The sequence below is a fragment of the Bacillus sp. FSL L8-0654 genome, assembly GCF_038629965.1.
Lineage (GTDB): Bacteria > Bacillota > Bacilli > Bacillales > Bacillaceae > Bacillus > Bacillus safensis.
In genome coordinates, this window is the sequence record NZ_CP152026.1 from 867,142 (window position 1) to 890,484 (window position 23,343).

General features: G+C 40.8%; 23 protein-coding genes and 1 tRNA gene. 22 read left to right on the forward strand and 2 right to left on the reverse strand.

The window, feature by feature from the left end; all coding sequences use genetic code 11:
- Positions 1–143: 143 nt before the first annotated feature.
- Positions 144–710 (forward strand): signal peptidase I, encoded by a 567-nt coding sequence (lepB, locus tag MHH65_RS04350; protein WP_041116900.1) that lies wholly within the window; start codon positions 144–146, stop codon positions 708–710.
- A gap of 41 nt (positions 711–751) precedes the next feature.
- Here the strand turns inward: lepB and MHH65_RS04355 are convergent, their stop codons facing one another.
- Positions 752–2,047, reverse strand: coding sequence for a homocysteine synthase (locus MHH65_RS04355; protein WP_024427406.1), 1,296 nt, complete (start codon positions 2,045–2,047; stop codon positions 752–754).
- Positions 2,048–2,312: 265 nt separating this feature from the next.
- Here MHH65_RS04355 and MHH65_RS04360 point away from each other — a divergent pair, with 265 nt between their 5' ends.
- The 12 genes from MHH65_RS04360 (at position 2,313) to MHH65_RS04415 (ending at position 11,536) form a co-directional block, all read left to right on the forward strand.
- Positions 2,313–2,468, forward strand: a complete 156-nt coding sequence (locus MHH65_RS04360) for an FbpB family small basic protein (protein WP_029707817.1) — start codon at positions 2,313–2,315, stop codon at positions 2,466–2,468.
- Positions 2,469–2,631: 163 nt separating this feature from the next.
- Entirely contained in the window at positions 2,632–3,399 is a 768-nt protein-coding gene (locus MHH65_RS04365) for an ABC transporter ATP-binding protein (RefSeq protein ID WP_024427408.1), read from the forward strand.
- A gap of 14 nt (positions 3,400–3,413) precedes the next feature.
- Positions 3,414–4,406 (forward strand): aliphatic sulfonate ABC transporter substrate-binding protein, encoded by a 993-nt coding sequence (locus MHH65_RS04370; RefSeq protein ID WP_098677263.1) that lies wholly within the window; start codon positions 3,414–3,416, stop codon positions 4,404–4,406.
- A complete protein-coding gene (locus tag MHH65_RS04375; protein WP_098677264.1) occupies positions 4,403–5,233 on the forward strand; it encodes an ABC transporter permease in 831 nt (276 codons plus the stop codon). Before MHH65_RS04370 ends, MHH65_RS04375 begins: the two co-directional genes overlap by 4 nt.
- Before the next feature lie 17 nt (positions 5,234–5,250).
- Positions 5,251–6,393: an FMNH2-dependent alkanesulfonate monooxygenase gene (gene ssuD / locus MHH65_RS04380; protein WP_041116909.1), complete on the forward strand. Its 1,143-nt coding sequence runs from the start codon at positions 5,251–5,253 to the stop codon at positions 6,391–6,393.
- A gap of 539 nt (positions 6,394–6,932) precedes the next feature.
- A complete protein-coding gene (locus MHH65_RS04385; RefSeq protein ID WP_024425336.1) occupies positions 6,933–7,145 on the forward strand; it encodes a hypothetical protein in 213 nt (70 codons plus the stop codon).
- A 114-nt stretch (positions 7,146–7,259) separates the two neighbouring features.
- Positions 7,260–8,006, forward strand: a complete 747-nt coding sequence (locus tag MHH65_RS04390) for an ABC transporter ATP-binding protein (protein ID WP_025093295.1) — start codon at positions 7,260–7,262, stop codon at positions 8,004–8,006.
- Positions 7,984–9,450 (forward strand): hypothetical protein, encoded by a 1,467-nt coding sequence (locus MHH65_RS04395; RefSeq protein WP_034282304.1) that lies wholly within the window; start codon positions 7,984–7,986, stop codon positions 9,448–9,450. Before MHH65_RS04390 ends, MHH65_RS04395 begins: the two co-directional genes overlap by 23 nt.
- Positions 9,434–10,339 (forward strand): PqqD family protein, encoded by a 906-nt coding sequence (locus MHH65_RS04400; protein WP_024427414.1) that lies wholly within the window; start codon positions 9,434–9,436, stop codon positions 10,337–10,339. Before MHH65_RS04395 ends, MHH65_RS04400 begins: the two co-directional genes overlap by 17 nt.
- Complete coding sequence (locus MHH65_RS04405; protein WP_024425332.1) at positions 10,336–10,617, forward strand: hypothetical protein; 282 nt, start codon at positions 10,336–10,338, stop codon at positions 10,615–10,617. The genes MHH65_RS04400 and MHH65_RS04405 overlap by 4 nt, the downstream gene beginning before the upstream one ends.
- 61 nt (positions 10,618–10,678) lie before the next feature.
- Positions 10,679–11,335, forward strand: a complete 657-nt coding sequence (locus tag MHH65_RS04410) for a hypothetical protein (protein WP_024427415.1) — start codon at positions 10,679–10,681, stop codon at positions 11,333–11,335.
- 127 nt (positions 11,336–11,462) lie between these two features.
- Positions 11,463–11,536: transfer RNA gene (locus tag MHH65_RS04415), tRNA-Gly, on the forward strand.
- A 98-nt stretch (positions 11,537–11,634) separates the two neighbouring features.
- Here MHH65_RS04415 and MHH65_RS04420 read toward each other — a convergent pair.
- A complete protein-coding gene (locus MHH65_RS04420; RefSeq protein ID WP_024427416.1) occupies positions 11,635–12,231 on the reverse strand; it encodes a hypothetical protein in 597 nt (198 codons plus the stop codon).
- Between the two features lie 83 nt (positions 12,232–12,314).
- Here MHH65_RS04420 and queG point away from each other — a divergent pair, with 83 nt between their 5' ends.
- From queG to MHH65_RS04465, 9 genes are all read left to right on the forward strand, one after another.
- Entirely contained in the window at positions 12,315–13,463 is a 1,149-nt protein-coding gene (gene queG / locus MHH65_RS04425; protein ID WP_024427417.1) for a tRNA epoxyqueuosine(34) reductase QueG, read from the forward strand.
- A gap of 61 nt (positions 13,464–13,524) precedes the next feature.
- Positions 13,525–14,427 (forward strand): amidase domain-containing protein, encoded by a 903-nt coding sequence (locus MHH65_RS04430; protein ID WP_024427418.1) that lies wholly within the window; start codon positions 13,525–13,527, stop codon positions 14,425–14,427.
- 43 nt (positions 14,428–14,470) lie between these two features.
- Positions 14,471–14,944 carry a tRNA (uridine(34)/cytosine(34)/5-carboxymethylaminomethyluridine(34)-2'-O)-methyltransferase TrmL gene (gene trmL, locus MHH65_RS04435; protein ID WP_024425327.1) on the forward strand — a complete coding sequence of 158 codons (474 nt, stop codon included), beginning with the start codon at positions 14,471–14,473 and terminating at the stop codon, positions 14,942–14,944.
- Positions 14,945–15,055: 111 nt separating this feature from the next.
- Positions 15,056–16,206, forward strand: a protein-coding gene (locus MHH65_RS04440) for an IS3 family transposase (protein WP_098677243.1) whose coding sequence is annotated in 2 segments (ribosomal slippage) — positions 15,056–15,329 and positions 15,329–16,206 — 1,152 coding nt in all. Because the reading frame shifts where the segments join, the coding sequence is not laid out codon by codon here.
- A gap of 191 nt (positions 16,207–16,397) precedes the next feature.
- A complete protein-coding gene (locus tag MHH65_RS04445; RefSeq protein WP_024426620.1) occupies positions 16,398–17,105 on the forward strand; it encodes a YrpD family protein in 708 nt (235 codons plus the stop codon).
- A 375-nt stretch (positions 17,106–17,480) separates the two neighbouring features.
- Entirely contained in the window at positions 17,481–19,376 is a 1,896-nt protein-coding gene (locus MHH65_RS04450; RefSeq protein WP_024425326.1) for a PrkA family serine protein kinase, read from the forward strand.
- A 139-nt stretch (positions 19,377–19,515) separates the two neighbouring features.
- Positions 19,516–20,679: a sporulation protein YhbH gene (yhbH, locus tag MHH65_RS04455; RefSeq protein WP_034282299.1), complete on the forward strand. Its 1,164-nt coding sequence runs from the start codon at positions 19,516–19,518 to the stop codon at positions 20,677–20,679.
- A 364-nt stretch (positions 20,680–21,043) separates the two neighbouring features.
- The gene (locus MHH65_RS04460; protein ID WP_024425324.1) at positions 21,044–21,676 is read left to right on the forward strand and encodes an HlyD family efflux transporter periplasmic adaptor subunit; all 633 of its coding nucleotides are present in this window, start codon (positions 21,044–21,046) and stop codon (positions 21,674–21,676) included.
- Positions 21,677–21,715: 39 nt separating this feature from the next.
- Positions 21,716–23,335 carry a DHA2 family efflux MFS transporter permease subunit gene (locus MHH65_RS04465; RefSeq protein WP_041116922.1) on the forward strand — a complete coding sequence of 540 codons (1,620 nt, stop codon included), beginning with the start codon at positions 21,716–21,718 and terminating at the stop codon, positions 23,333–23,335.
- The last annotated feature ends 8 nt before the right edge of the window (positions 23,336–23,343 follow it).

The following is a 23,343-nucleotide window of genomic DNA, read 5'->3' on the forward strand; positions in this document are numbered from 1 at the left end:
CAAGCACAGAAAGGTGCTTGCCTTTTTCTCTCTCTTCGCTTGATTTGTTGGCAAAATATGTTTATATTTAGGGAGAAACAAGCGTGACGCCGGCTGGCAGCTGGTGACACACATTTCGTCCTTGGGGAATTCAGGAGGAGCTTATGACAACAAATACAAAAACACAAAAAAAGAAATCAGAATTATGGGGCTGGATCAAAGCCATCTTAATCGCATTTATTGCTGTTTTTATCATTCGGAACTTTTTATTCGCACCGTATATTGTGAAGGGGACTTCTATGGACCCAACACTGCATAACACAGAGCGGGTGTTTGTGAATAAAACGGTTGATTATTTCGGTGATTATAAACGGGGACAGATCATTGTTCTTGATGGGGAAGACCGCAGCACTCATTATGTCAAACGATTGATTGGTTTACCTGGTGATAAAATTGAAATGAAAAATGATCAGTTATATGTTAATGGAAAAAAAGTGGCGGAGCCTTACTTAGCGTCAAACAAAAAGAAAGCAGCTGCAGATGGCACCTTGCTGACACCTGATTTTGGCCCTTTGACTGTTCCAAAAGGAAAGTACTTTGTCATGGGGGACAACCGCCAAAATTCAATGGACAGCCGCAACGGCTTAGGTCTTTTTACAAAGCGTGATATTCAAGGAACTACCTCATTTGTATTTTATCCTTTCCAAGACATTCGATTACTCAATCATTAATAAACAATAAAAAAGCACACAGCCGTGTGCTTTTTTCTATGTCATTCAGACTGACTTTTTGTCATCGCCTGTTCAAGATCTGCAAGAATATCTTCAATCGCTTCTGTTCCAACAGATAAACGAATGAGCTCTGGTGTGACACCTGTCGCTTTTTGTTCTGCCTCGCTTAATTGCTGATGCGTTGTGCTGGCAGGGTGAATGATGAGGGATTTAGAATCACCCACGTTTGCGAGATGGGAGAAAAGCTGGACAGAATCAATGAGCTTTTTACCTGCTTCGCGTCCACCTTTAATACCGAATGTGAGGATCGCGCCTTGTCCTTTTGGTAAATAGGTTTGAGCAAGCTCATATGATTCGTGACTTTCAAGACCTGGATAGCTTACCCAATCGACAAGAGGGTGATCCTGTAAGAATTGTGCTGTTTTCAATGCATTTTCACTATGCCGCTCAAGACGAAGGTGTAATGTTTCTAAGCCCTGCAGAAGTAAAAATGAGTTGAATGGCGACAGAGCTGCCCCTAAATCACGTAATAGCTGTACTCGTGCTTTTGTGATATAAGCCGCTTCTCCAATTGTTTCTGTATAGGTCAGCCCGTGATAGCTTGGATCTGGTTCAGTCAGCCCTTTAAACTTATCGCTGTCAGCCCAAGGGAATCGGCCGCTATCAACGATGACGCCGCCAATTGATGTACCATGGCCGCCAATAAATTTCGTCGCTGAGTGGACGACAATGTCTGCACCGAATTCAATAGGTCTTAATAAATAAGGGCTGGCGAGTGTATTGTCAACAATAAGCGGGATATGATGCTTGTGTGCAATGGCTGAGATGGCTTCAATATGTAAAATGTCGCCTTTTGGATTCCCAATGCTCTCTGCATAAACTGCCTTTGTTTTGTCAGTGATCGCTGCTTCGAGTTCTTCAAGGTTAGATGAATCGACAAATTTTACAGTAATTCCGAGTTTTTTGAGTGTATGGGCAAATAAATTGTAGGTGCCGCCATAAAGACTGCTTGAGGAAACGATTTCATCTCCGGCTCCTGCGATGTTTAAAATAGAATAAGTCGTCGCTGCTTGTCCAGAAGAAACAGCAAGTGCACCAATTCCACCTTCAAGCTCAGCGATACGCTTTTCAAATACGTCATTTGTAGGGTTCATAATACGTGAATAAATATTTCCCGGTTCCTGAAGACCAAATAAATTCGCTGCATGCTCACTGTCTCTAAAACCAAATGAGCTCGTTTGGTAAATAGGCACGGCTCTTGAATAGGTCGCTGAATCAAGCTCCTGACCTGCGTGAATGGCTTTTGTTTCTAAACGAAATGGACGTTCTTCTGACATGTGTGTATCCTCCTTTTGTTAGATAAAACCAACTGTTTTGATAAGAAATATTTAATAAGACTATAAATCTTGTTCCCTGCTCGGTCAATCATTTTTTAGATAAATCTGAAAAAACAATAAATATAGTTGACAGGTAGGAATAGTGTGTATTAACATGAGCATACTGAAAACACGAACAAGAATGGCTGATCGGTCAACCGAAGGCTCTATCACTCAAATATGAGTGAAGAGCCTTTTTTTATTTGAATGAGAAAGGATGAAGAAGATGGAAAAAAAGAAAAAACGAAAAAAATACAGAAAACATATGGATCTGACACTCGATATCTTGATTGAGCGGAACAAATATGAGATTTACAGTAACAAGGAACGAATAGAAGCGATTTACGATCGGATTGATGAAAAGCATACAAGGACAAAATAACCATTTTATAAATTTGAGTTGATTTATGGGATTAATATGATTTAGGATGGTGCTAACAAATCAATATGATTAGCTGATCGGACAACGCGAAGGCTCTTATCTCTTTTTTGGGATAAGGGCCTTTCTGTGTATTTATCTGATCGTAAGAGGAGTGGAGGTATCAATGACGATTTCAATTGATATTGTGGATAAATCCTTTTGGAAAGACAAACAGACCATTCGGGTACTTGAAGACTTAAGATTGAGCATTATTCCCGGTGAATTTGTGACAGTGATAGGTCCGAGCGGATGTGGGAAAAGTACATTGCTAAAGATCATAAGCGGCCTCGACACAGCGTATGATGGGCAAATTTTGATAGGAGGCAGACGGATCACAGAACCAGGAATGAAACAGGGCTTTATCTTTCAGGAACACCGCCTGTTTCCATGGCTGACGGTTGAAGAAAACATAGCGGCCAATTTCAATTTAAAACAACAGGATGTACGCCGCAAAGTGGATGAATTGATTGAAATTGTTCGATTAAAAGGATTTGAACATGCTTATCCACATGAGCTTTCAGGAGGAATGTCACAACGGGTTGCCATTGCGAGAGCACTCCTTCGTGATCCGGAGATCTTATTGCTTGATGAACCATTTGGTGCGCTGGATGCATTCACACGAAAGCACTTGCAGGATGTGCTGCTGGACATTTGGCAGGAGAAAAAAACAACGATGATGCTCGTAACTCATGATATTGATGAATCGATTTATTTAGGAAATGAAATTGTGCTAATGCAAGCGAGACCTGGCCGAATCCATAAGATTCTTCCTGTGAACCTGCCTTTTCCGCGTGATAGAACGTCAACCGCTTTTCAAAGCTTAAGACAAAAGGTGCTTTCAGAATTTGAGAAAACAGATGAATTGTTACTAACCGATGGCTTAGGGATTTAGGGAGGGGAAATCGCATGAAAAAGAAACAAATGATCGTTATCTTTTTGAGTCTGCTGCTTGTTTTAGCAGGGTGTGATCAAGCAGCAGACGGCTCGGAAAACAAGGTGAAAGAAATTAGGATTGGGATTCAGCAAAGTTTGAGCCCGCTGCTTTTAGCAAAGAAAAAGGGGTGGTTTGAACAATCATTTGAAAAAGAAGGAGTGAAGGTAAAGTGGGTGGAGTTTCAAAGTGGACCTCCCCAATTTGAAGGACTTGCTGCAAATCAATTAGATTTCACGCAAGTTGGAAACTCACCTGTTATAGCAGGTCAGGCAGCTGGTATTGATTTTAAGGAAATTGGTTTATCTCAGGATGGGCTGAAAGCGAACGGTATTTTAGTGAATAAGAACAGTGAGATTCAAAAAGTAGAAGACTTAAAAGGGAAAAAAATTGCTGTCGCTAAAGGGAGCAGCGGCTTTGACTTTTTATACAAAGTATTAGATCAGGCAGGTTTATCTGCGAAGGATGTTCAGATCATTCAGCTTCAGCCAGATGAAGCGATATCAGCATTTGAAAATGGGTCCGTTGATGCTTGGTCGATCTGGGAGCCGTTCTTATCACTTGAAACGATAAAGAAAGGAGCAAAGCTGCTGGTGAATGGGGAAGCGACCGATTTATATTCTCCAGGTTTCACACTTGTTCGAACTCAGTTTGCTGATCAGCATCCTGAACTAGTGGTGAAATTCTTAAAGGTATATGACCATGCAGTGAAGTGGCAAAAAGCACATCCAGAAGAGGCTGTTACTCTATATGCGCGTTTAAAAAATTTAGATAAGAAGGTCGTCACACAAGTATTAAACAATACGGAACCACTCAATAAGCCCATTTCGAAGAAGATCATCAATGCTCAGCAGCATACCGCTGATTTTCAATACAAAACAAAGGCGATCCAGCGGAAAATTGATGTTAATCAGGTTGTAGATAATTCGTTTATTGAAAAAATGCTGAAAGAGGAGATGGATGAATGAAAGCTGTATCGAATCCGGCTTTAGCATCTAAAATCGAGCGGGCAAAGAAAAAAAGGAGAAAAGCTTCTTCTTTATATAAGTTAAAGGGACTGGTATTACCTGTTCTACTTATTGCGGTTTGGCAGATCATAGCTGGTTCTCAAATCGTTTCTTCCACTGTCTTGCCTTCGCCTGTCTTGATTGCAGAATCCTTTCGAGAGTTGATTCGTTCTGGTGAACTGTTTGGCCATCTATACATCAGCCTTTATCGAGCGATATGTGGATTTTTGCTAGGGGGAGGCTTAGGTCTTTTGCTGGGCGTATGCGTAGGGTTTTCTAAAAAAACAGAGCAGTATGTAGATCCGACCTTGCAAATGCTGAGAACCGTTCCACATTTAGCGGTCACTCCTTTATTCATCCTCTGGTTTGGTTTTGATGAAACAGCGAAAATTTTATTGATTGCACTTGGGGCTTTTTTTCCGATTTATATTAATACGTTTCTAGGTATTCGCAGTGTAGATAATAAGCTGTTTGATGTGGCTCGCGCCTTAGAGTTTAATGTGTATCAAAGCATCACAAAGCTGATTTTACCGGCTGCTCTTCCTCATATTCTTCTGGGCGTGAGACTGTCATTAGGAATTGCTTGGCTTGGTTTAGTGGTAGCTGAGTTGATGGGTTCAAGCAGCGGGGTCGGCTATATGATTATGGATGCAAGGCAATTCTCTCAAACGGATAAAGTGTTTGTAGGAATTATCATCTTTGCAGTAGTAGGTAAGCTGACAGATTCATTTGTACGTCTGTTAGAAAAGCGTCTGCTCAAGTGGCGCACTAGTTATCAAGGTGAATAATAAAAGGGGGCGATGTTATGAATATTTTATGGTTTATTCCAACGCATGGAGACGGCCGTTATTTAGGATCAGCAAAAGGGGCAAGACAGGCAGACTATCCATATTTTAAACAGATTGCTCAAGCAGCTGATCAGCTTGGTTATACAGGGGTCTTGCTGCCTACTGGGAGATCCTGTGAAGATCCATGGCTGACGGCAGCTGCTTTAGCTGCGGAAACCACTCATTTAAAGTTTCTCGTGGCTCTTAGACCAGGGCTGATGCAGCCGTCTGTTGCTGCTAGAATGACGTCTACATTAGATCGTCTTTCAGGCGGGAGACTGCTGATTAATGTGGTAGCAGGGGGAAGTAAAGAGGAGCTTGAAGGAGATGGGCTGTTCATTTCTCATGATGAACGCTATGAGGCAACAGAAGAGTTTTTGACGATTTGGAAGCGGTTATTGAAAGGAGAAAATGTACAATTTCATGGCAAACATCTACAAGCAGAAAATGGCCGTCTGTTATTCTCACCAGCTCAAACACCCCATCCACCAGTCTTTTTTGGCGGATCATCAGCAGCAGGAATTCAAGCAGCCGCCAAGCATACAGATGTTTATTTAACTTGGGGCGAACCGCCTGCACAAGTGAAAGAGAAAATTACACAAGTGAAGAAGCAGGCTGAAAAGGAAGGAAGAACGGTGAAGTTTGGCATTCGTCTTCATGTGATTGTGAGAGATACCGAAGAGGAGGCATGGCAGGCAGCGGAACATCTGATTCGTCATTTAGATCAAAAAACCATTGATGAGGCGCAAAAAGTGTTACAGGGGATGGACTCAGTGGGTCAAAGACGAATGGTGGAATTGCACCAAGGGAGGAAAGACAAACTTGAAATTAGCCCAAATCTTTGGGCAGGCATTGGTTTAGTACGCGGCGGTGCAGGAACAGCACTCGTCGGAGATCCGCAAACAGTAGCAGATCGTATCATAGAATACCAGTCTCTAGGCATTGATACATTTATATTTTCTGGATACCCGCACCTAGAAGAAGCTTATTATTTAGCAGAGCTTGTTTTCCCGCTCCTTCCATTTAAGAGATCTGGGGATACAGGACTCTCTGTGCCAGCCGGTGAAATCATTGGGAACAATCATTTTCCAGATGCAGCCTCTGCTGCTAGTTCCTCATAAATTTGAAAAAGCAAAGCAGTCTGCCATGGCTGCTTTGCTTTTTTTCATAGAATAGGCGAGTCATTTGTTGTGTAGTGCTGAACAAGGTAAGGGCTTTTTTCCCAATCGATTTTCTTGTATATACATATTTTTAGAGTCAAGAGAAGAAGGAAAATGTGCTCACTCTTTTATCGGAATGATCAGTAAATATTTCATAATTGGCATTATTGCGACATATAATCAGGACTTTTATATCTGATATATCGGGGGAATTCTTTCTATCTCACAAAAAGGAAAGAATAAATATGATAGATGATAAATATGGACTATTTGAAAAAAAGAAGAAAAAAGATGGCGCAAATGACATTAAATGGGTTTTGTGGTTCTTATGGGGTGTCAAAATCTAGTAAATAAGAGAGGGTTTAAACAGATGAAAGTGAATAATTGAATAAAAAGTCACATTTTAATCAAATGTATGTTCGGTCAAAAATGGGATGTTCTGTAGATGTTTGGCGTGTGACGCCTATGATACGATCATCATAAGCTGGGAGGTGAAAAGTATGACTTATGCAGCGCCGCAAGTTGACTATTCCACTATGGAACCTGCTATTATGGACCAAGCTTGGTTCTTAGTATTTGTTGCTGTCCTTCTTGGATTGGGAGCAACAGTCGTTCTAGGAGCAGCAGTTTGGTGTATCGCAAACGGCAAGGGTAGCTTTACAGGAGCCGTTCAGTGGGAAAGTGGCTTAAAAGTCAAAATTGAATGTAAGTAGCTATACTTAGGATTCATCTTTTTGCTTCTTAGATAAGACACCAGGGCTAAACCGTCTGTGGCGGGCGGTTTAGCCTGATCTGTTTTAAAGAATATGCAGACACTTGGAGGTTATATGTTTACGATCGAGAATTTAACCAAGACGTATAAAAATAACGTGACTGCTGTCAATGATTTTCATTTAAAGATCGACCCTCATCAAATCGTTGCTGTTGCTGGACCGAATGGTTCGGGTAAAACAACGATGATTAACTGTATACTCGGCATTATTAAGCATACAGAAGGAAGGATTCACTTGCAGGACGTCCCAAATGATGAACCATCCTTTAAAAAACAAGTAGCCTATGTTCCAGATGACCTGCTGCTCCCTGAAGCATTGACTGGTGCTGAATATTTAGATTTTGTTTCTTCTATGTATGAATGTAAAACAATTCACAGAAGAAATCAACTAATTGAACTGTTTGATATGGACTCGGCTTTATCAAGACCGATCGAAACCTATTCACATGGGATGAAAAAAAAGACACAGCTAATTGCTGCATTTATGCTTGATAGTCAATTGGTGATCATGGATGAGCCCTTTAGAGGACTTGATATTGAAGCGGTTATAAACACAAAGAAACTGATGAAGCGGTATGCCGAGCACCATGGTGCGATCTTGCTTTCAACGCATGATATGCTTTCAGCGGAAGAGCTGTGCCACAAAATCGCCATTATTTCTAAAGGAAATAAAATGGATGAAGGGACGGTCTCAGCCTTAAAGGAGAAGTATCAATCAAGCACACTGGAACAGGTGTTTCTGAAAGCTTCAATGTTAAGTGATAGGGGTGCACATTTTGATGAAATCATTAATCATTTCTAAAATGATGCTTAAAATGTGGCAGCAGGAGATGTATAAGCTCTTTGATACTCAAACGAAGCGAATCATTGTGGTCTTATTCTTTTTGTTTGCCGTTACAATGGGAGCCATTATCGGATACAGCTTTACAGGTGTCTTTATGAAGGCTTTCTTAAATGGAGATGAACGTTCACTTGGATTACTCGTCGTGTCAATGGCGATCAATGCCTCTATTTTTACAAGCTTGTTATTCGTTTTGATCAAGGTCAGAACACCTGAACAAGACCGGTTTTCTATGCAGCTCAGCTGGTTCCCGCTCTCTACCTTTCAGAAAAGTTTTGGATACTTCATTCCGATGGTGACAGTGGTGGCAGGGCTTGTTTTATTTTTTATCGGCATTCTGCTTTTACCTAATTTTATTGCCCAGGGAATTGGTATTTTTTTTATCTTCACTTTCTTTTTGATGGTGCTTTTGCAGTCGCTTTTTGTCTTAATGCTGCTCCAGTTTATTTACAATATCACTTATTTACTCGTTTTGAAATTAAAATTACCGTTGCAAAAATTTGCAGCGATATTTGTTTTATTGGCACTGGTCGTGGCGTATGGATTGACGCATTTTGATATTAGTCAAATTCAGCAATCATATATTCAGTTTGATTATCATTTGATGTATTTGACAGCTCCGTTTTTCCTAGCGGCACAAGGAATGCCTCCTGAAGGGGTAAATTATGCCATTTTGATTCTGTTCATCCTCTTATCGGCAGGCGGGGCATTTCTTTCTCTTGCGATGATGCCGATTATGGCAGAGAAAAAAGCGCTAACCTTTTTACACAAGCTGCCGTTCTCTTCTTCAAAGAAGTGGTCGCTTATTGTGAAGGAAATGAAGTCACAGGTGCGAAATGAAGAAAACATTTTAAACTTTCTTATTCTCCTCATTGTGATCTTATTCGTCCGTTATCAGTTTGGATTCCGCTTTGAAGATGAAGCATTTTTTGTTCTATGCGCTCTTGCTGGTTTAACAGCCTTCAATTCGTTTGGCAATGATAAACGAATGCTGGGCATGTATAAAACATTTGGTCTGAGATCTTGGGAAGTGGCTTTATATAAATTTATCGGCCTTCTGCTCGTAGGTGTACTGCAAATTGTTTTATTCATGCTGACAACGCTGACGCTTCCTGATCAGATTTGGCACGCATTGATTGGTGCTGCCGTCTTATGCAATGCCACTGCGCTCTTTTATGTGGTAGGTATCTTACTTCCTCTAGATCGAAACAATCCCTACACAGGCATTTTTTCATTTGGAGCGCTTATTTTACTCATGATTCCGATTGTTTTTATTGGGAACTATGTCATAGGGGCGTCTAGTCAAGCGCTTCAGTGGCTGCTTATGGCTGCATTTGAGGGTCTGCTCATCTTTGCCATATACAAAGGTTTTTCATGGAGGTATTCACATGATTCAACTTCTTAACAATAAGCTAAAGATTGAGCGGGTACCGGCACTAGCGCCGTATGTGACCTTACAAAAGAGGCATCTCACGGATACGCAGTATGGAAGCACACTCCCGATCAATGAAAGTGCCTATCATATGTTAACGAAAGTGGACGGTAAAAGAACTGAAGCGAGTATTACCGCAGAGCTCGCCGATATGTTTCAGGTCGATGAGTCGGTGATTGCTCGTGACTTTTATCAGCTGATGATGGGATTGAATCAGCATCACTTGCTGTCTATTCATTATCATTCACCATATCGGATTGTGACAGCCTGCTGTCAATTTTTCAAGCAGTATCAAGTCAAAATGAAGGAACGATTTGATTGTACTGGTCACTCGTTCCTTCACATTTTTGGGACGGCTTTGCTCATGGTGACACGTAAAATCATCTTTTTCTGGATGCTTTTCATGGTCATGGCAGGGATCGCTTTTTTATTCATTCCTGATCCGTCGATTGCAGCCATTGCGATTTATTTTACGATTATTTATTTCGGGTTAATTACCGGAACCGCCTTACATGAGGCGGCACATGGCTATGCGCATCGAAAATTTGCAGGGCGGGATGGGCCTCAAGGCTTTTTTGCGAGTGACATGATGTCAGTGAAGTTTGTAAGGCCCGTATTAGATCCATTTCAGAAAAAGCAGGTATGGATTACGCTGCTTGGTCCGCTTGTTCCCGGTGTGATTGGCGCAGCAGGCATCATTGTGACCATTTTATTTCTAAAAGAAAACCCGGTTTCGACAGCTTTTTTCATTTTTTCAATCACGTATTTTATTCAATTACTCTATCTTCTTCCGTTTATGGGGGATGGTAAGTCCATTATGAAGCAGCTATTGCTTGGGGGAATGGGAGGACAACGATCATGAACGTACAGGCGATGAAACAAGGCGCGATAGTTGGTAGTTTTCTCGGATTCTTAGGCTTTCCGATGCTGACAATCGGCGTACTGTTCTATCATTTATTTCAATCAAAAACGAATGATGCTTTATTATTTAACAGTCTCGCTTTTGAAATGGAAGGCTCGTCCGCATTTACTTTTCAGATCAAGCCAAACTTTTTTATTTATATGATGGTGATTTTTGCTGTGAGTTTTCTCATTGTGGCATTCCTATCAGCCATGAAACAGAAAAAAGCAAAAGGTTAGGAGAATTCTCCTAACCTTTTTTTAGTATAATAGGAAATAAAAAACACCAAAGGGGATCACAATGTTTAAAAAATGGAGCATTCTTTTATTCACAGTTTTTCTATTAGCAGGATGCGGCGAGAAGGCCGAAGAAACCACGACAACCGAGAAGACGGTTTCGACCATAAAAACAGAGCCTGCCACTAAAAACCAAGTAACCATCGAACAAATGAAACTCTCAAAAAAAGAAAAAAACTTACTAGAAGCAGCAACGGCTAATGAAAAGGTGGCTCTGACACTGAAAGGATTAACGAAGAAGAATAAGAGTATTACGTTTATCGGGAGTCATTACAAAAATGGACGATTAGTGAATAAGGAAGCATCATCTGCTACCTTTTCTTTACACCAGGATGGAACCGACCAAACGGTGAATGTACTTCTTCAATTACATCATGAGAAAGATACATATGAATCACAATTTAGTATTTGGTCAAATAAAAAGAATGATGGGATGACGAAAGCGACATCAAGCTTCCCGTTCAAAGTAAGTGACTATGTATTTTCTGCACAATCTGAAACTGTCAAAGTTGCTTCCGGAGGAAAGGCACTGATTGCGTATACAGCGGCGATGGGGAAAGACGGGGGTTCAATAATATTTGAAGAGATTGAGGAGAATCCAAAGCAAGCACTGAAGAATAAGTCACATGCATACTTATTTTATATCCAGCTAGATAAATAACTATCGTAATATATACGGAGAATATGAAGTTTTTTGACGAAAAATTTTCATATTCTCTTGACGAATTGTTAAGAAAGTTGTAACATAATAAAAGTCAACGCGATGACGTTGCTTTTAAAAGATTGATGCGGGTGTAGTTTAGTGGTAAAACCTCAGCCTTCCAAGCTGATGTCGTGAGTTCGATTCTCATCACCCGCTCCAATACATAATTTTGTTTATAACGCAGTATTTCGTTTCTTAGATAAACGAAGTGTTGCGTTTTTTATTATGTCAGTATAATGTGAAAAAGCACTGTCAGGCTACAGTGCTTTTTCAATGAGTTCATATTTGCTTTCTCCGCCATGTATTTGTACAAACATCTTCGTCAAGGATTGAATAAGAGCTTCACTCTTTTCCCGGGAAATAGATGGCGGGAAAAGGATGATTTGAAGAATGTTCTTTGTGTCTTGAGAAATTTGTGCTTTACTTGTTTGAGAAAATAATCCATTCAATCCTGCGCTGTCCTGCCATTCGATGTCACCAGCCTCATGTTTTGCCAGTGAAAGCGGTCCTTTGATGCGATCGGCATCTAATGTCAGGATAGGTAAGAAATATTTTAGTGAGAAAAATATCGACAAATCCTGTACGGAATTGGTCGAGTCAATAAATTGTTCCTTTTGGATGTTAGAAAGAAGTGGAAGGAAAGGAACGTCTTTTAAAAGATCCGTCCATTCTTTGATGGCTGGTACTTCTTCTAAGACTTTATCTTCGTATTCAAAAAATAAAGATTCTTGAAACAAGCGTAAGCGGCCTTTTAACATTTGAGGTGATGTACCCACTTCAATATGTGAATATTCAATCTGCCCAACATGGATAGACGGTTTTTGAGGATGAGAAATTTCCATATGTATCTTCACAGTGACTCACTCCAATCGGTCATGATACACTCGTATTATACTGAAAACAACAGAAGAAACAAAGAAAGGAGATTTGCAAGGTGATTCATGTTGGAGAATTAAAAGAAGAATTGATTCAATATGCGAAAGAAATTGGTGTCGATAAAATTCGATTTGCAAGTGCCGATACATTTGATTCATTAAAGGACCGCCTCATCTTACATGAATCGTTAGGGTATTTGTCAGGTTTTGAAGAGCCTGATATTGAAAAAAGGACAAACCCTTCTTTGCTGCTTCCGAAGGCCAAATCAATTGTTGCGATAGCGCTCGCGTATCCTTCCAAAATGAAAGATGCTCCTCGAAGTACAAAGGATGCGAGACGGGGGATTTTTTGCCGGGCTTCATGGGGAACAGATTATCATGTTGTGCTGAAAAAAAAGCTTGATATGCTCGAAGAATTTCTGCGAAGCAAACATGTCGATATACGGACAAAATCAATGGTGGATACAGGAGAATTATCTGATCGTGCTGTAGCAGAACGTGCTGGCATTGGTTTTAGTGCAAAGAACTGTATGATTATCACGCCAGAGTTTGGATCTTATGTGTATTTGGCTGAAATGATCACAAATGTTCCGTTTGAACCGGATGAGAAAATTGAAGACCAGTGCGGAACTTGTAATAAATGTGTGGATTCGTGTCCAACGGGTGCGCTTGTGAATCCAGGGCAGCTGAATTCTCAGCGGTGCATTTCATTTTTAACGCAGACAAAAGGGTTTTTACCTGACGAATTTCGTTCGAAAATAGGGAATCGATTGTACGGGTGTGATACATGTCAAACTGTCTGCCCGATCAATAAAGGAAAAGACTTTCATCTGCATCCTGAAATGGAGCCAGACCCTGAAATTGCGAAGCCGCTGTTAAAGCCGCTTCTGACGATCAGCAATCGTGAGTTTAAGGAAAAATACGGTCATGTTTCAGGTTCATGGCGGGGGAAAAAGCCCATTCAGCGGAATGCAATTTTGGCACTCGCTCATTTTAAAGATACATCTGCCTTACCAGTGTTAATTGAGTTGATGCACAAGGATCCAAGACCGGTCATTCGGGGAACGGCTGCTTGGGCAATTGGCAAAATTGGCGATGATCAGCAGCTCCCAGAGTTGGAAAAGGCCCTTGAGCGGGAAAGTGATGAAGAAGCGAAAGAGGAGATTGTGAAAGGGATTGAGCTTTTACAGACACCTTTAAATACTAAATAACATCCCTGTGAACATAGAATGAACCAAACAAAGATTTTAAAAAATGTTTGGTGGTGTCTGTGTGAAACAATTATTAGAGAAAACTTTAGAAGACAGGCTGGCGTATTTAATCAATGACCGTGCAATCAAACAGCCGCAGCTTATGTCTGATGTGGAAGCAGTAGAGCGGAAAAAAGAGCTTTTTGCTAGAAGACAGGTTGAGATTGTGAAGGCGAAAGCAAAAACAAAACTTCTCGATTCAGCCATTCAAGATGATGGGGCTCAGCATGTGCAGTACCTTGCTCATCTCACATATGTATGCAAGGATGTAGACGATTCTTTTTATTTAGAGGAACAGGTGGAAAAAAGAGAAGCGTTTCTTTATAACAACATGCTTGTTAAAGATCGGATGATGTTAGAAGAGCGGCAAAGCGAAGAGCATATGGATGAGCGCTTTCAGATCGAAGAACAATTCGGGAGAGCCTTTCATTATGACCGGCGGGCAGCCGTGAAGTATGCGGAGACATATTGGAATAAACGGAATCCAGCCTATAAAAACTTTGAAGATAACTGTACAAATTTTATTTCACAATGTTTGAAAGCAGGGAACGCGCCAACGAGAGGGTATCCAAACCGCGGGTCTGGCTGGTGGGTGCGTCCGCATACGTGGAGCTATAGCTGGACGGTGGCTCATTCGATGAAAAATTATTTAGCGAATTCGAAAGCGGGTTTGAGAGCAAAGAAACTCAAAGAAGCCCACGAGCTTCAAATTGGTGATGTCATTTGCTACGATTTTGAAGGTGATGGAAGGTATAATCATACAACCATTGTCGTTGATCATGACAAAGGCGGAATGCCTCTTGTGAATGCACAGACGTATGACTCCCGCATGCGTTATTGGTCATACGAGGATTCGACAGCCTATACACCTGCTATTCGATATATGTTTTTTCACATTTTGGACGATGCCGCGAAGGATAGTTAGTGGTATAATGTTGAGCGGAAATGAAAATTAGAGGTGAACTTTTTTGGGACTACATGTCGTTTTATATCAACCAGAGATTCCAGCTAATACTGGAAATATTGCGCGTACATGTGCAGCAACAAATACAACCCTTCATCTGATTCGTCCGCTTGGTTTTTCGACAGATGACAAAATGCTGAAGCGTGCAGGACTCGATTATTGGAAATATGCCAATGTGGTCTATCATGATTCACTTGATGAATTATTTGAGGCACATCCGAAGGGGCAATTTTTCTATATCACAAAATTTGGCCAAAAGCCGCATACAACATTTGATTACTCTCAGCTGGATGAAGACTATTTCTTTGTGTTTGGAAGAGAGACAAGTGGATTGCCAAAAGATTTGATTGAACAAAATATGGACCGTTGTCTTCGTTTACCGATGACAGAGCATGTTCGTTCTTTGAATCTGTCGAATACGGCAGCCATTCTTGTATATGAGGCACTTCGCCAGCAGCAATATCGCGATCTCACATAAAAAAGCCGAGATACTGGGGACTGACCCCATAAGATGAGACAAATAAAAAACACCTTCAAGTTTGAAAACGGATCGTTGTAATCCGAAATAAAACATGGAGGTGTTTTTTCTATGGGGACAAGAGTGAGTTATCCGGTTGAAGTCAAACAGAAGGCTGTAGAAATGAGATTGGCAGGCGTATCAATGAAAGAGATTTTGCGGGAATTGAATATCAAAAATAAAACGCAGGTTCAGACATGGGTGAGGTGGCATAAGGCTGGGGATACACACCGGTTCGAACAGCCTGTTGGAAAACAATATACCCATAGAAAGGGTCCCGAGTACTCTTCCGAATTAGAGAGACTGCAGGCAGAAAATCGCTATCTGAGTCAACAGAATGAAGTTTTAAAAAAGTACAACGAATTGGAAAGGAAGTTGATAAGGAAACGTCAATCAAACTGGTAGAAGAATTGTGCAAAACAATGACAGTACAGGACATCTGTGTCCATTTAGGCGTCTCACGCGCTTCGTACTATAGATGGAAAAAAGATCTGACTCAGAATCATTCTAAAAAACAACTAGAGGAACAAATCGGCACGTTGTGCCGAGAGCACAAGTATCGATATGGATATCGAAAAATCACAGCCATACTAAAAATGAGGATGCATATTAACCATAAAACTGTTCAACGTATCATGCAGAAAAACCAGTGGCAGTGCCGGGTTAAAATGAAAAAGCGTAAGAAGAATGGGCAGCCCTATGCCGTGGCCGGTAATATACTGGATCGGAACTTTCAATCTGATCGCCCTCTTGAAAAACTAGTAACGGACATCACGTATTTGCCTTATGGACAGAAACAATTGTACCTTTCCAGTATATTGGATTTATATAATGGAGAAGTAATTGCGTTTACGATTGGTGATAAGCAGGACACAGACTTTATTTTAAACACACTTGATCAGCTCCCAGCACTGCCTGAAAACTGTGTGTTACATAGCGACCAAGGTTCTGTGTATACATCTTACGAGTATCAGAAAGCTGTTCATATAAAAGGCATTACCATGAGCATGTCCCGTAAAGGGACGCCCGCTGATAATGCCTCCATCGAATCGTTTCATTCCTCGCTAAAGTCTGAAACGTTCTATCTTAACAGCATTGATCGAACTACAACCAACATTGTAGAACGCACTGTCAAAGAATACATTTATTATTATAACAACATTCGTATTCAAACAAAACTAAACAACCAATCACCGATCAACTATCGGCAATTGGCTGTATAAAGGTGTTTTGATCCCTGTCTCAAAAACGGGGGTCAGTCCCACTGATCTCGGCTTTTTTATGTGAGTTAAGAAACAGAAAGATGAAAAATATGACTTAATTATACTTTTTTTGACATGTTAAAAAATAGGTAGTATGATAGATTGTGATCACGTTTTCAAAAAATGATGAATCCATTAGGAGGAATAATGAGATGAAAAAGCTACTGATCACTAGTGCCATTAGCTCAGCAATTTTAATGGGGACGCTTCCAGTCAGTATTCCAGGAATCTCTCAGACGCAGGAGATAGAAGCAGCGCAGTTATCAAAAGGGATTGGCGGGCGTACTTATATCAATAGTAACGGATCCATATTGGTCACAAAAATTCAACTCCCTTCCACAATGAGTGTGTCAAATGGTACAGCTTATATTTATTCTGGATTCACAGGTTCAAAGGAAGCGGATATTGGTCTTCAATACAGTTCAACCTATAATGTGTGGAAACCTACGATGAAAGTAGGAGCAAATAATCAAGAGACATATATCGAAGGAAAAGATGACTTCACGTATACAAAGGGATTTAAACCTGGAAGTACTGTTCAAATGACGATTTATAAAAATTTGAATGGGCATACAAGAGCGACGTTCTGGGGCACAAATAATGTTGGTTATACCGGCCGCATTATTACAGAAATTCAAAACTCAAACATTGGCTCTGTGACCAAGTGGAAACTACTGTCGACGGTAGCAGTAACTGACGATATTTATCGAAAAGACATTCGGGCGAATTTCTCTACTCGTTTTACTGACATCACATTGGATAATCGTGCCGTTACACCTGTGGTCGATACGCAAGACTTTACGAAGGTGCAGGTGTCAGGGAATACAGTGAATATGCAAGTGCTGAAAACAACGAACTAAATGAAAAAGGATGTTCCGCAAATGGAACATCCTTTTTTTCATTTACCAGGCTTGCCTTCGTAGCCAGCAGTGAAAATGGATACTAAAAACGTAATGATGACGCCCATCATAATGACCGTTCTCATATAAGCTCCCCCTTATCCCTTTGTTCCGTTCGCTGCCTGTTTCATATGATGTGAAGTTCACCTTGAAAAGCAGGAGAAGAAAATCATTTTTCTCCTATTTTTCCTTTATTATGAAGGGTCTTGCGGATGGTTGTCAATTCAGTTTGCCAATTCGTCATTTTGAAGAACGAAAGCATGTAATAGGACGCCTCCGCATAGATTGTAAAACAGTATCTGATTTCTAGCTTCAATCTTGAAAGAGGAGGTTCATATGGATATTTTAAAGAAAATCGAACAGCACAGAGAAGAAGAGCAGCGTCTCAAATGGGAAGGCACATTCAGCGATTATTTAGACATTATTAAGGAAAATCCACTTGTCGCTCAATCTGCTCATTCTCGCGTTTATCATATGATTAAAGACAGCGGGATTGAAGAGGAGAATGGGGTCAGAACCTACAAATTTTTTGATCAGGAGCTGTTTGGGTTAGAGGAATCACTCGAAAGATTAGTGGAGGAATATTTTCACCCTGCTGCAAAGCGGCTGGATGTCAGGAAGCGTATTTTATTACTGATGGGACCAGTAAGCGGGGGGAAATCGACGCTTGTCACTAGATTGAAAAGAGGACTTGAAGAATATTCACTCACAGATCATGGCGCAGTTTATGCGATCAAAGGCTGCCCTATGCATGAAGATCCGCTTCATCTCATTCCGCAAAATCTGCGGGAGGATTTCTATAGAGAATATGGGATTCGTGTGCAGGGGAATTTGTCGCCTCTGAACATGATGAGACTAGAAGAGGAATATGGCGGCAGAATTGAGGATGTAAGGGTCGAGCGGATCTTTTTCTCTGAAGATAAACGGACCGGCATTGGTACGTTTAGTCCGTCTGATCCGAAATCTCAGGACATTGCCGATTTAACAGGAAGCATCGATTTTTCAACCATTGCTGAATTTGGATCAGAGTCAGATCCCCGCGCCTACCGCTTTGATGGAGAACTCAATAAAGCAAACCGAGGGATGATGGAGTTTCAGGAGATGTTAAAGTGTGATGAGAAATTTCTCTGGCACCTTCTGTCATTAACGCAGGAAGGAAATTTTAAGGCAGGAAGATTCGCCTTAATTAGTGCAGATGAATTGATCGTCGCCCATACGAATGAAACCGAGTACCGGTCGTTTATTTCAAATAAAAAGAACGAGGCGCTCCATTCAAGAATTATTGTGATGCCAATTCCTTATAACTTAAAGGTCACAGAAGAAGAACGCATTTATCATAAAATGATTTCAGAAAGTGATGTCTCAGATGTGCATATTGCCCCGCATACGCTGAAGGTAGCAGCAATGTTCTCCATTTTGACGAGACTGAAAGAGCCGAAGCGTTCTGATATTGATTTGGTGAAAAAAATGCGTCTGTATGACGGAGAAAGTGTCGAAGGCTTCCAATCAGTCGACATTGATGAGATGAAAAAGGAATTTCATGACGAAGGGATGAGCGGAATTGATCCGCGGTATGTGATTAACCGAATTTCATCTACCATCATTCGAAAGAATATGGAATCGATCAATGCACTGGATGTCCTTCGCTCCTTAAAAGAAGGGCTCGATCAGCATCCGTCTATCTCCAGCGAGGATCGGGAGCGTTATTTGAATTTCATTTCAGTCGCGCGAAAAGAGTATGATGATATTGCGAAGAAGGAAGTGCAAAAGGCCTTTGTGTATTCCTATGAGGAGTCTGCGAAAACGCTGATGGATAATTACTTAGATAATGTCGAGGCATACTGCAATAAAAACAAGCTGCGTGATCCGTTAACGGGTGAAGAAATGAATCCTGATGAAAAGCTCATGCGTTCAATTGAGGAGCAGATCGGCATTTCTGAAAACGCCAAAAAGGCATTTAGAGAAGAAATTCTGATTCGTATCTCGGCTTATGCGAGAAAGGGAAAACGCTTTGATTATAATTCACATGAGAGATTGCGGGAGGCCATTCAGAAGAAGCTGTTTGCTGATCTAAAAGATGTGGTGAAAATCACGACATCGACGAAGACACCGGATGAACAGCAGCTGAAGAAGGTCAATGAAGTAGTGGCTAGATTAATTGATGAGCATGGCTATAATTCAACAAGTGCAAATGAACTTTTAAAATATGTAGGCAGTCTTCTGAATCGTTAATAAATGAAGGAGGCATTATTGGCGCATCAGCACCGGTAATGTCTTTTTTAGAAATGATCGTCAACTTGGATGACGAGCAGCATAGGATAAAGGAATCGATGGCTAGAAGAATTGTGCAAATAGGTGAGGAGGGGGATGGATGTCCCGGCAAGAAAAAAGTCAGTTTATTGTGTCTCAGGAAGACTGGTCCCTCCATCGAAAAGGCTATGACGACCAGCAGCGTCATCAGAAAAAAGTCAAAGAGGCGATTAAAAATAATTTGCCGGATCTTGTTACAGAAGAAAGCATCATCATGTCGAACGGAAAAGATGTTGTGAAAATTCCGATCCGTTCATTAGATGAATATAAAATTCGGTATAACTACGACAAAAATAAACATGTGGGTCAAGGCGATGGAGACAGCGAGGTTGGCGATGTTGTTGCGCGTGACGGCTCAGACAGCAAGCAGGGTCAAGGAAAGGGGCAGGGTGCTGGAGATCAAGCTGGTGAGGATTATTACGAAGCAGAAGTCTCATTAATGGATCTCGAGGAAGCACTGTTTCGTGAACTGGAGCTGCCAAACCTCAAGCAAAAGGAGCTTGACGACATCATTGTTGAACAAATTGAGTTTAACGATATTCGCAAAACCGGGTTAACAGGAAATATCCACAAAAAACGAACGATGCTGTCGGCATTTAAACGAAATGCGATGACAGGCAGTCCTTCCTTTTATCCGATTTACCCAGAGGATATCAAGTATAAAACGTGGAATGAAGTGACCAAACCAGAGTCGAAAGCTGTCGTTTTGGCGATGATGGATACGAGCGGAAGTATGGGGCTTTGGGAAAAATATATGGCGAGAAGTTTTTTCTTTTGGATGACACGTTTCTTACGGACAAAGTATGAGACGGTCGATATTGAATTTATTGCCCACCATACAGAGGCGAAGGTGGTAGACGAAGAACATTTCTTCTCACGGGGTGAGAGCGGGGGGACCATTTGCTCGTCTGTCTATCGAAAGGCACTAGAGCTCATAGACGAACGATACCCACCGTCGCGATATAATATTTATCCTTTTCATTTTTCTGATGGTGACAATTTGACCTCAGACAACGCCCGGTGTGTGAAACTTGTTTCTGAGATCATGAAAAAAGCCAATTTATTCTGCTATGGTGAAGTCAATCAATACAACCGGCATTCTACGTTAATGTCAGCATATAAACACATTCAGGATGAGAAATTTAAGCATTATATTTTGAAGCAAAAATCAGACGTTTTTCTCGCACTAAAAAAATTTTTTCAGCAGGAAGAAGTTCATTCATAACGAGCACATTTGAAAAAACCTTTCAGCATAAGGGCTGAAAGGTTTTTTGTGTGGAGAAGGAAAGGATCGCCAAAAAAAAAGTAAAACTTTCTCTTTGACATTTCAATTTTCATTTATTAATATTTAATCTTGTTAAATATAAGTTTTTCAAAAAAGATGCCGATCGTCTTTTCTTCTTTTTCTGCTCTTTGCTCATAAGTGAACAATAAGTATAAATGGGCTGCACACCATGATAGGGGCGGGAGTAGAAGAAGGGAAAAGGACAGAGTGTTGAGCTTGTTTCATATTCTGTCAGATGATGGGCATTCTAAGTTTGCTAAAGCAGATGACACTATATTTTTATACATGAAAGGAGAAACAAAACATGAACAGAGGGCGTTTATTGCTAACGAACATTATTGGCCTTATTGTGATTCTTGCCATTATTGCCGGAGGTGCTTATTACTACTATGAAAGCACAAACTTTGTCAAAACAGATGAGGCAAAAGTGACAGGTGACATGTATCAAATTACAGCACCAGCAGCTGGACAAATCAAAGGCTGGGATATCAACGAAGGTGACGAAGTGGAAAAAGACAGCACAGTTGCAAAAGTTGAAGGACAAACAAAAACAAACATTAAAGCAGTGGCTGATGGCACATTAGTCAAAAAAGAAGTACAAAACAATCAACAAGTGCAGCCTGGTACAGTTCTCGGTGAAACAATTGATTTAAGCAAGCTTTACATCACAGCAAATATTAAGGAAACAGATATTAAAAACATTGAAAAAGGCGACAAAGTCGACATCGTTGTAGATGGAGATCCTGATACAACATTTGAAGGAACTGTTGAACAAATTGGTTATGCGACAAACTCAACATTCAATATGCTGCCAGCAACTAATTCAAGTGGCAACTATACAAAAGTAACGCAAAAAGTAGCAGTGAAAATTTCAATTAAAAATCCATCAGACAAAGTGCTTCCAGGTATGAATGCTTCTGTCAAAATTTCATCTTAATGATGATTGATATCAAAATATGAAAGGAGGTTGTCTGAGATGGCAAATCAACCTGCAGCGACAAAACAGGGAACAGGCTCCTTGTCTTTACTGATCATTTTAATGGCCGGTTTGTTCGTAGCGATTTTAAACCAAACGCTTTTGAACGTAGCTATGCCCCATTTAATGACAGAATTTAATGTGAGTGCAACGACGATTCAGTGGCTGACAACAGGCTACATGCTTGTCAACGGTGTGCTGATTCCGTTGTCTGCGTTTTTAATCACACGTTTTGGACAGCGCAGCTTATTCCTAGTGGCTATGATCTCGTTTACACTAGGTACATTTATTTGCGGCATTGCGCCAAACTTTTCAACGATGCTTATTGGCCGTTTGATTCAGGCTGTCGGCGGCGGTATCTTACAGCCGCTCGTTATGACAACAATCCTTTTTATTTTCCCTCCGGAAAACAGAGGGAAAGGAATGGGGATTTTTGGTCTTGCGATGATGTTTGCTCCTGCAGTAGGACCAACATTATCTGGTTACATTATTGAACATTATTCTTGGCGTATTATGTTTTATGGACTTGTGCCAATCGGTGCGATTGTCATTATCGCGGCTTTCTTTATGTTTAAAAATATTGTAGAGCCTAAAAAAATCAAGCTGGACAGTCTTGGTGCGATTCTTTCAATCGTCGGTTTTGCTTCCCTTTTATACGGAGTGAGTGAAGCAGGAAGTGATGGTTGGACAGATCCGATCGTCTTATCTACGATTATTATTGGTGCGATTGCGATCATTCTCTTTATTTTCCAACAGTTGAAAGTTGATAATCCGATGCTTGATTTCCGCGTATTTAAATACAGCATTTTCTCATTATCAAGTGTCATTAACATCATTATTACGGTTGCTTTATATACGGGGATGTTCTTACTTCCGATTTATCTGCAAAACCTCGTTGGGTTTACGGCATTGCAATCTGGGCTATTAATGCTTCCAGGGGCACTTGCGATGCTCATTATGTCCCCGATTTCAGGGATCTTGTTTGATAAATTTGGACCTCGTCCGCTTGCCATTGTGGGGATGCTCATTACCGTTGTCACGACGTATGAGTTTACGAGGCTGACCATTGATACTTCCTATAGTCACATTGTGCTCATGTATGCAGTACGCGCATTTGGTATGTCGCTCTTGATGATGCCGGTTATGACAGCAGGGATGAACCAATTACCTCAGCACTTAAACAGCCATGGTACAGCGATGTCTAATACATTAAGACAAATTAGTGGTTCCATCGGTACGAGTTTGATCACAACGATTTATACGAATCGGACGACATTCCATTATTCCAATATGGCGGATCAAACAAATACTGCGGACCCGTTCTTTATGAATTCATTCCAGGCGGCTGTATCGAATGTGATGCATCATATGGGCATGACAGCAGAAGCTGCTCAAAAATATGTATCTACCCAGCTCTTTACAAAAGCACAGGTTGATTCAAACGTGATGGGCATCAATGATGCTTACATGTGGGTGACATTATTCTGTGCCGCTGGTGTCATTCTCAGCTTGTTCCTGCGAGATGTTCGTAAGGATAAAAAGCGAAAAGAACAGCAGCATAAGAAACAAGAAATATCACTGCTTCCGGCACCTAAGGAAGCTAACCAGGATGCAAGATAAGTGTGGAG

Coding starts and splice junctions, on each gene's coding strand:
- lepB (WP_041116900.1), top strand. CDS start 144: ATGACAACAAATACAAAAACACAAAAAAAGAAATCAGAATTATGGGGC.
- MHH65_RS04355 (WP_024427406.1), bottom strand. CDS start 2,047: ATGTCAGAAGAACGTCCATTTCGTTTAGAAACAAAAGCCATTCACGCA.
- MHH65_RS04360 (WP_029707817.1), top strand. CDS start 2,313: ATGGAAAAAAAGAAAAAACGAAAAAAATACAGAAAACATATGGATCTG.
- MHH65_RS04365 (WP_024427408.1), top strand. CDS start 2,632: ATGACGATTTCAATTGATATTGTGGATAAATCCTTTTGGAAAGACAAA.
- MHH65_RS04370 (WP_098677263.1), top strand. CDS start 3,414: ATGAAAAAGAAACAAATGATCGTTATCTTTTTGAGTCTGCTGCTTGTT.
- MHH65_RS04375 (WP_098677264.1), top strand. CDS start 4,403: ATGAAAGCTGTATCGAATCCGGCTTTAGCATCTAAAATCGAGCGGGCA.
- ssuD (WP_041116909.1), top strand. CDS start 5,251: ATGAATATTTTATGGTTTATTCCAACGCATGGAGACGGCCGTTATTTA.
- MHH65_RS04385 (WP_024425336.1), top strand. CDS start 6,933: ATGACTTATGCAGCGCCGCAAGTTGACTATTCCACTATGGAACCTGCT.
- MHH65_RS04390 (WP_025093295.1), top strand. CDS start 7,260: ATGTTTACGATCGAGAATTTAACCAAGACGTATAAAAATAACGTGACT.
- MHH65_RS04395 (WP_034282304.1), top strand. CDS start 7,984: ATGAAATCATTAATCATTTCTAAAATGATGCTTAAAATGTGGCAGCAG.
- MHH65_RS04400 (WP_024427414.1), top strand. CDS start 9,434: ATGATTCAACTTCTTAACAATAAGCTAAAGATTGAGCGGGTACCGGCA.
- MHH65_RS04405 (WP_024425332.1), top strand. CDS start 10,336: ATGAACGTACAGGCGATGAAACAAGGCGCGATAGTTGGTAGTTTTCTC.
- MHH65_RS04410 (WP_024427415.1), top strand. CDS start 10,679: ATGTTTAAAAAATGGAGCATTCTTTTATTCACAGTTTTTCTATTAGCA.
- MHH65_RS04445 (WP_024426620.1), top strand. CDS start 16,398: ATGAAAAAGCTACTGATCACTAGTGCCATTAGCTCAGCAATTTTAATG.
- MHH65_RS04450 (WP_024425326.1), top strand. CDS start 17,481: ATGGATATTTTAAAGAAAATCGAACAGCACAGAGAAGAAGAGCAGCGT.
- yhbH (WP_034282299.1), top strand. CDS start 19,516: ATGTCCCGGCAAGAAAAAAGTCAGTTTATTGTGTCTCAGGAAGACTGG.
- MHH65_RS04460 (WP_024425324.1), top strand. CDS start 21,044: ATGAACAGAGGGCGTTTATTGCTAACGAACATTATTGGCCTTATTGTG.
- MHH65_RS04465 (WP_041116922.1), top strand. CDS start 21,716: ATGGCAAATCAACCTGCAGCGACAAAACAGGGAACAGGCTCCTTGTCT.